6 protein-coding genes are annotated in these 8062 nt (G+C 57.0%); 5 read left to right on the top strand and 1 reads right to left on the bottom strand.

Features of this window, described 5'->3' with window-relative positions; all coding sequences use genetic code 11:
• The first annotated feature begins 32 nt into the window (after nucleotides 1-32).
• Nucleotides 33-1073 (top strand): NADP(H)-dependent aldo-keto reductase, encoded by a 1041-nt coding sequence (locus D8V06_RS25435; protein ID WP_130907942.1) that lies wholly within the window; start codon nucleotides 33-35, stop codon nucleotides 1071-1073.
• A gap of 128 nt (nucleotides 1074-1201) precedes the next feature.
• On the opposite strand, the gene D8V06_RS25430 is transcribed toward D8V06_RS25435, so the two are convergent.
• A complete protein-coding gene (locus D8V06_RS25430; RefSeq protein ID WP_056853215.1) occupies nucleotides 1202-2338 on the bottom strand; it encodes an acyl-CoA dehydrogenase family protein in 1137 nt (378 codons plus the stop codon).
• Nucleotides 2339-2559: 221 nt separating this feature from the next.
• Here D8V06_RS25430 and D8V06_RS25425 point away from each other — a divergent pair, with 221 nt between their 5' ends.
• From D8V06_RS25425 to D8V06_RS25410, 4 genes are all read left to right on the top strand, one after another.
• Nucleotides 2560-3480, top strand: coding sequence for a GlxA family transcriptional regulator (locus D8V06_RS25425; RefSeq protein ID WP_177336558.1), 921 nt, complete (start codon nucleotides 2560-2562; stop codon nucleotides 3478-3480).
• A gap of 222 nt (nucleotides 3481-3702) precedes the next feature.
• The gene (locus D8V06_RS25420; RefSeq protein WP_130907943.1) at nucleotides 3703-5649 is read left to right on the top strand and encodes an FAD-dependent oxidoreductase; all 1947 of its coding nucleotides are present in this window, start codon (nucleotides 3703-3705) and stop codon (nucleotides 5647-5649) included.
• A 239-nt stretch (nucleotides 5650-5888) separates the two neighbouring features.
• Nucleotides 5889-6776: a nitrilase family protein gene (locus D8V06_RS25415; protein WP_056853218.1), complete on the top strand. Its 888-nt coding sequence runs from the start codon at nucleotides 5889-5891 to the stop codon at nucleotides 6774-6776.
• Between the two features lie 15 nt (nucleotides 6777-6791).
• Entirely contained in the window at nucleotides 6792-7997 is a 1206-nt protein-coding gene (locus tag D8V06_RS25410; RefSeq protein ID WP_130907944.1) for a hypothetical protein, read from the top strand.
• Nucleotides 7998-8062: the final 65 nt, after the last annotated feature.

Here is an 8062-nt window from a genome sequence, read left to right as displayed (position 1 = left end):
CTTTTATGATTGTTTTGCCCAAGGAGCACCCGATGGACTATCGCCAGCTAGGCCGGACCAATCTGAATGTGAGTGCCCTCTGCCTCGGAACCATGACCTGGGGCGAGCAAAACAGCGAGGCAGACGCCTTCGCCCAGATCGAACGAGCCAAGGGCGCGGGGATCAACTTCATCGACACCGCCGAAATGTATCCGGTGCCGCCCAAGGCCGAAACCTACGCCACCACCGAACGCTACATCGGCAACTACTTCAAAAGCCGCGGTGATCGTGCCGACTGGATCCTCGCCAGCAAGATCGCCGGTCCCGGCAACACCATCGACTACATCCGCGACAAGAACCTTCGGCACAACCGGCAGCACATCACCGAAGCCGTGGAGGCCAGCCTCAAGCGCTTGCAGACCGATTACATCGACCTGTACCAGCTGCATTGGCCGGAGCGCAGCACCAACTTCTTCGGCCAGTTGGGTTACAAGCACAAGATCGAAGCCAACCTGACGCCGCTGGAAGATACCCTCGAAGCGCTGGACGAACAGGTCAAGGCCGGCAAGATCCGCCATATCGGCCTGTCCAACGAAACGCCATGGGGCACCATGCGTTTCCTCGCCCTGGCCGAAGCCCGTGGCTGGCCGCGCGCGGTGTCGATCCAGAACCCGTACAACCTGCTCAATCGCAGCTTCGAAATTGGCCTGGCAGAAATTGCCATCCGCGAACAATGCGGCCTGCTCGCCTATTCGCCGCTGGCGTTCGGCTTCCTGTCGGGCAAATACGAAGGTGGCGCGCGTCCGCCGAAAGGTCGCCTGAGCCTCTACAGCCGCTTCAGCCGCTACTTCAACCCGCAATCGGAAGCAGCCTGCAGCCGTTACGTGGCCCTGGCCCGCGAGCACGGCCTGGACCCGGCGCAAATGGCCCTGGCGTTCGTGACGCAGCAGCCATTCGTGACCAGCAACATCATCGGCGCGACCACACTGGAGCAACTGGAGAGCAACATTGCCAGTTTTGATCTGAGATTGTCGGAGGAAGTGCTGGAAGGGATTGAAGCGATACACAAGGATCATCCGAATCCTGCGCCTTGATCGAATGATCGCTCCCCACGCTCTGCGTGGGAATGCAGCCCGGGACGCTCCGCGTCCCTTTCTGAAGCTGGAACGCGGAGCGTCCCTTTAGGCGTTCCCACGCAGGCGTGGGAACGATCAACACGGCATTACAGTGACCGCGCAATAATCTCCTTCATGATCTCGTTCGTCCCGGCATAGATCCGCTGCACGCGCGCATCCGCCCATGCCCGCGCGATCGGGTACTCCCACATGAATCCGTAGCCGCCATGCAGCTGCACGCACTCGTCGAGTACTTTGCATTGCAGGTCAGTGCCCCAGTACTTGGCCATCGCCGCCGTCGGCACGTCGAGCTTGCCTTGCAGGTGCAGTTCCAGGCAGCGGTCGACGAAGACGCGGCCGATCTGGATTTCGGTTGCCATCTCCGCCAGTTTGAAACGGGTATTCTGGAAATCCGCAATCGATTTGCCGAACGCCTTGCGATCGCGGGTGTAATCCAGGGTCCATTGCAGGGCCGCTTCGGCTGATGCCAAGCCGCCAATGGCCACGGTGAGGCGCTCCTGCGGCAATTCCTGCATCAAGTACGCGAAGCCCATCCCGGCCTGGCCCAGCAGGTTTTCCTTCGGTACGCGAACATCCTGGAAGAACAGCTCCGATGTGTCTTGAGCCTTCATGCCTACCTTTTCCAGACGCTTGCCCTTTTCGAACCCCGGTGTATTGGCTTCGACCAGAAACAGGCTTGTACCTTTCGCCCCGGCCTTCGGGTCGGTCTTGGCCACGACTATCACCAGGTCGGCGAGAAAACCGTTGGTGATAAATGTCTTGGAGCCGTTGATCACGTACTCGTCGCCATCGAGCACCGCAGTGGTCTTGACCCCTTGCAAGTCGGAACCCGCCCCAGGCTCCGTCATGGCAATCGCCGTGACCATTTCCCCGGAGACCAGTTTCGGCAGGTATTTGTGTTTCAGCGCTTCACTGCCGTAATGCAGGATGTACGGCGCAACGATGTCCGAATGCAGGGAGAACCCGATTCCGGTCAGCCCCAGTCGCCCCACCTCTTCGATGACTACCGCGCTGTAGAGAAAATCCGCCCCCAGCCCGCCGTATTCTTCCGGCAGATGCGAGCACAGCATCCCCGCCTCCCCTGCCTTGTTCCAGAGCTTGCGATCGATAAAGCCCTGTTTTTCCCATTGACCATGGAACGGCACAGCCTCTTTTTCCAGAAAGGTGCGCACGCTGTCGCGGAAAAGCTCGTGCTCGGAACTGAACAGGGTTCTGGGGATCATGCGGCACCTTTTGGTTATTTTTGGAAGGAGATGACCTTCAGAGACTATGCCTGGCTTCCGATACAGGACACTGGACACATCCGACAAAAAATAAGACGATCCAGCCGTCTGGTGACCACTTCCCCCTATAAAAATAAAGTTGAATTATGTCTAACCAAGCCTCCACGCCATTGCGGCGCGTCAGCATCCTGGCGATTGACCGGGTTTTCGCTTCCACCCTCATGCAAGCCAAGGATTTCTTCCATCTCGCCAGCCTTCGCTACGGCAAACAATTGGGCCAAGGCCTGACACCGGCGTTCGAGACTCGCCTGGTCAGTCCCGACGGCAAACCGGTCAATACCTTCAGCGATGTGTTGATACCGGTGGATGGCGGACTGGAAAATGCCGACATCATCGTACTTCCAGCGTTCTGGGACGATTTCGACAGCCTTTGCAAACGTTACCCGCAAGTCCTGCCCTGGTTGCGCCAGCAACATGCACGCGGCGCGGTCCTGTGCGGCGAGGCGACCGGTGTCTTCTGGCTGGCCGAAGCCGGGCTGCTCAATGGCAAGGAAGCGACCACCTACTGGCGCTTCTTCAATGCCTTTGCCGAACGCTTTCCGCGGGTGCAGCTCAATCAGGACAAACACCTGACCGACGCCGACAACCTGTTCTGCGCCGGCGGCACCACCTCGGCCTGCGACCTTTACATCTACCTGATCGAGCGCTTCTGCGGCGCCAACGTGTCCCAGGCCGTGGCACGGGACATTCTCTATGAAGTGCAACGCAGCTATTCCCCGGGACGCATCGGGTTCGGCGGGCAAAAACTGCATCAGGACGTGATCATCCTGCAGATCCAGCATTGGCTCGAAGATCACTTCGCCGATAAATTCCGCTTCGAAGACGTGGCGCGCGAGCACGGCATGAGCATCCGCAACTTCATGCGCCGCTTCCAGACGGCCACCGGCGACAAGCCGTTGCATTACCTGCAACGCCTGCGCATCGAAACCGCCAAGGGCCTGCTGTCCGGTAGCCGCAAGAGCATCAAGACCATCAGCTACGAAGTCGGCTATGACGATGCGAGCTTCTTTGCGCGGCTGTTCCGCCAGCACACGGAACTCTCGCCGAACCAGTATCGGCAGCAATTTCAACAAGCGGCATAATCAGTCAAACAAGTACCGCCCTGAAGTCACAGGGCGGTACTTGCTTTAGCTTTAAACGGTACTTGGCTGCATCGTTTAAATTCAACAGACAAACGAATTACTTGCCCTACACAAAAAGCGGAATACAGAGTAGCGAGCAATCCCTTTGTACGCTTGCGTGTCGACGCCTGTAAAACCCAACATATTCTTCCCCACCGGACAGTGCGCTCAGGGAAGAACCCGATGACAACAGAAACGAGTTCCCAGCCGACTTCAAACGATGCAACGACCAATACGCCAAGTTCATTGCTGACCCGTAAAAAATGGGCGGCCCGCTTTCCCAATCCGCCGGACCTTTGTTTTGACTATCGAGCGTTGGTTGAACAGGAACATGGCATAGCCCGAGCCACTGATCCTGATCACAAAATATGCGTCATTGGTGCCGGCGTTACCGGACTCACCGCCGCCAGAGAACTGTATCGCTGTGGATTTATCGACATAACACTGATCGAGCAATCGAAACGCATCGGTGGCAGGCATTTGACTGTTCATGGCAACCACCCGCTAGAGGAAAACCATACCCCTTTTGAGATGGGCGCAATGCGCATGCCGTTCTTCAACAGGGAAAACGAGCTGCCGAAAGCAGGTCGGTCACTGATGGCTTACTACGCCAATGAATTTGACCTGGCCATTTCGGACTTTCCCAATCCGGGCAGTCGATGGGTGAATTCGACAGGCATTTATCTGCAAGAAGGCAGCCTGGGCGGGCACCCGATGCCGCACATGTTGATCTGGACCAATAAGGATGGTTTGACGCCACCACCCGACGAGGCGCTGCAAACCGTGTGCGCCAAGTGGAAAACCTTTGTCGACAGGATGACCCGGCAGATAATGCAGGTGTACGCCACACAGCAATGGGAATCTGTCTGGGCGGCCATCGTTGAGAGGTATGAGGGTGTCTCGTTTCGCGACCTGGTAGGCATGCCGCCTCTGGAAAACTGGAATACGGAACAACCAGGGGATTTTGGCGGGGTGGGAATGACGCCCCACGAATCTACTCTTTTCTATTCGATAGGTATCGGCGATGGAAGCTGGGGGGCTTTTTATGACGTGTGTGCGCTCTATCCACTGCGAACCGCGATTTTCGGCTTCAGCAGCCGATTGCAACTTGTGCATGGTCGAGTCGATGCATGCGGGGTGCCGCTGACGGCCCCTTATTTGCACTGCGAGGCTGTTATCGACACCGAGGGCCTGCGCTTCGACAGCCCACGCTACATCGGGCTTGTGGCACTCGATGAATGCCTGATGTTTTTGCCAACCGACAGCACAGGCACATCGTTCTACGAGCATTGCCTTGAAAGCGCTGGCGGTTTTTTCAGTGATTCATCGGTCAGCAAACTGGAGAAACTGGACAATCAAAAAATCCGCGTCCATTACACTTGGCAATTCAGTCAACCACTTCTATCCCGGCAGCAGTTCGATGATTTTGATTCAGTGATCATGACCCTGCCCTCATGGCTGATCGAAACTTGTATCAGGCTGGAAAACTTCAATCAGCAAATGCTGCCTTACGAGACGATCAATGCCTACAAAACAGCGCACTGGGAAACCAGTTGCAAAGTGTATGCCCCCTTAAGCAAATCGTTTCTTTCGGGGCCAAGTAAAATCCCCCAGGCCATTGTGACCGACAGTTTCATTCATGACGTATACAGTTATCGCTACAACGACAACTATCAATACGATTGCATATTGCTGAGTTACACCTGGGAGGACGACGCAACCAAACTGGCGCTGTTTACCGACCGTGAACTGGTATCAAAATGCGTGGAGGAACTTGATCGAATATTGATGAACTCTGCCAACATCCAGGAAAAGATCTCTCCGTACATTCGCATCGAACAAGCCATGGTTCAACGCTGGATGACCGACAGGAATGCCCTGGGCTGTGCAAAGTTATACCGGCCTGGCACTTACTACGATGCAGTCAGCCTGATGAAATACAACCGGGACCATTCGCACCTATCCGGCCTGTATCTTTCCGGCGAATCGTTTTCAGTTGATGCCGGCTGGACAGAACCTTGCCTGCGCGGTGCCGTGGATGCGGTGATTCATATCTGCAACAAGACTCAGGCCGTGTTTAACGGCGGTTTCTGCCTGAGCGACTATCCACATTATCGCACTCGGGGCTGAAGCCCGGAGCCATCCGCCAGAACCAACGCACCTCAACCGTTGGTTCTGCCTCGCCTTGACCGCTCTATATCAACACTCTTAGACCTGACAACGCGTTGCCAGCGCCCTGCCCTTCGCGATCTTCGGACATGGACTACAGCCATGCCGGAAGCCGCTGACTACCGCCTCCCTGCCGTTTGAACTCTCATAAACACGCCGTTAAACAAGGCGTGAATAACAATAAAAAGAGGTCATTCGTAATGAGCGAGCCAACAAGTCCTGTTCGTGTAGCAGTCGTGCAATTCGATCCACAAGTCGGCCTGGAGCATCGTGACAGCAACTTCAGCCGTAGCCTGGAGCTGGCGCAGGAAGCGGTCGATGGCGGAGCGAACCTGATCGTCCTGCCCGAGCTTTGCAGTACCGGGTATTTCTTCAGCAATCGACAGGATGCCTTCGACCATTCGGAGGCCGTTCCCGACGGACCCAGCGTCCAGCTGTGGATGGCGTTCGCCCGCAAACACAAGGTGTATCTCGTCGCCGGCCTGGCTGAACGCGACGGTATGCGACTGTTCAACACCGGCGTTCTGCTCGGGCCTGACGGCTTTATCGGCAAGTACCGCAAAGCTCATTTGTGGAACCTCGAGAAGCTCTGGTTCAGCCCTGGCGATCTTGGTTTTCCGGTGTTTGAAACGCCCATCGGCCGTATCGGCCTGTTGATCTGCTGGGACATCTGGTTTCCGGAGGTACCACGAATCCTCAGTCAGCAAGGCGCAGACATTATTTGCAGCCTGAACAACTGGGTGTGGACGCCACCGCCGCTGTTCGATGATGCCGGCAAGTGCATGGCGTCGTACCTGACGATGACAGCGGCCCATGTCAACAATGTGTTTATTGCAGCGGCAAGCCGAATCGGTGAGGAGCGCGGCGCTCGCTATCTCGGTTGCTCGCTGATTGCCGGGACCAACGGCTGGCCGATTGGCACAGTGGCATCGGCAGACCAGCAGGAAATCCTGTTTGCCGATATCGACCTGACCAGCTCCCGCAGCGCACCGATCTGGAACAGCCTGAACGACCTGCATCGCGACCGTCGAGCCGATCTCTACGATCAAATGCTCGGTTACAGCCAACACCCATGTCTCCCACGCTGATACAGGAGACAGACAATGGATATCACCCCGCAAAAAAACCGGCTTGCACACAGATCGCCGGTTGATACCGCGATCATTCTGTTGCTGATTGGCACAGCGTTACTGATTACCTGGCTTTCTTTCACCAACCGCACATTCTGGTCGGCCCACTGGCCAAGCTACAGCGACATGGTGTCTGCCCTTCCCGAGCCAAGCGCCTGGTTACGCTGGGTACTGGGGGACATCAGCGAAGTCGCCTTTTATAAACATGAGTTCGCCTCCATCGGCTTGTTGGCGGGTGCCTATCTCGCTTACTGGGCGAACCGGACGGGGAAAACCTGGCAAGGCTTTGCCATTTGCTATGGCACAGGTCTGTGGCCGTGGCTGGTGACCAGTTCGCTGCTTGGACTGCTGTTGAGTAACCTGCTGTGGGGCTGGACGGTGACCGCCTCGAGTTGGCAACCGACCTTTGCCGCGTTTGTTTCGCTGCCCGCGGCGATGGTGCTGATGTTTGGCGGTGGCTGGAAGGTCACGATCAATGGCGCAATCATGGGTGCGGTACTCGTCACCCCAATGTGCCTGCTGATCGTCAATCACCTGTGCAACCCGTTGGGCTTGCCAGCGGTAGTCGGCAATGTGTTGGGCATGGCGGTCGCCAGTGTGTTTGCCTTTCTGCTCTGTCGTTACCTGCCAAGCCTGGTAAACACTGCACCGCCTGATCTTGCCGAGAAACCCGCCGACGCAAGCCCCACCATCACCAGGACACCGGACTACGGCCTCATCTGGACCCTGCGCAGAGTCCTCGCCGACTTTTCCGAAGCGCCATTCTTTGGCAATGAACTGGCCAGCCTCGGATTGATCCTGGGTGCATTGCTGGCCTACACCCTGAATCCCTTGAGCCCGGTCTACGGCTCAGGCTTGTTGCCACAACTGCTGTGCGCCCAGGCGTTGACCTCGGCCATGGGCATCATGATCTGGCGTAGGCAATGGATGTTGCGTGGCTGGTATCCCACCTACATTCCGCTGGTGTCCGTTGTGCCAGCGGCGCTGTTGACCCATGGCGGCAGCTGGCAGGTCATCGTCTCAAGTGCGTTCCTGGGAGCATTGATCGCCCCTCCCCTGGCCTGTGCGATTGCCAAACGGTTGCCGACCGACATGCACGCCTACATCGCCAATGTCCTGTCCATGGCGATCAGCACGTTGCTGATCCTCCCTCTGGTGGGGTGGCTGATCACCCACTGACCGACTGCTCTCGGGCTGTATCGCCGCCTCAAAAGCCGATACAGCCCCGCTTACCACCATCATGT

This window comes from Pseudomonas sp. Sample_24, from assembly GCF_004307605.1.
GTDB lineage: Bacteria > Pseudomonadota > Gammaproteobacteria > Pseudomonadales > Pseudomonadaceae > Aquipseudomonas.
This window is presented reverse-complemented; position numbering and strand designations above follow the sequence as displayed.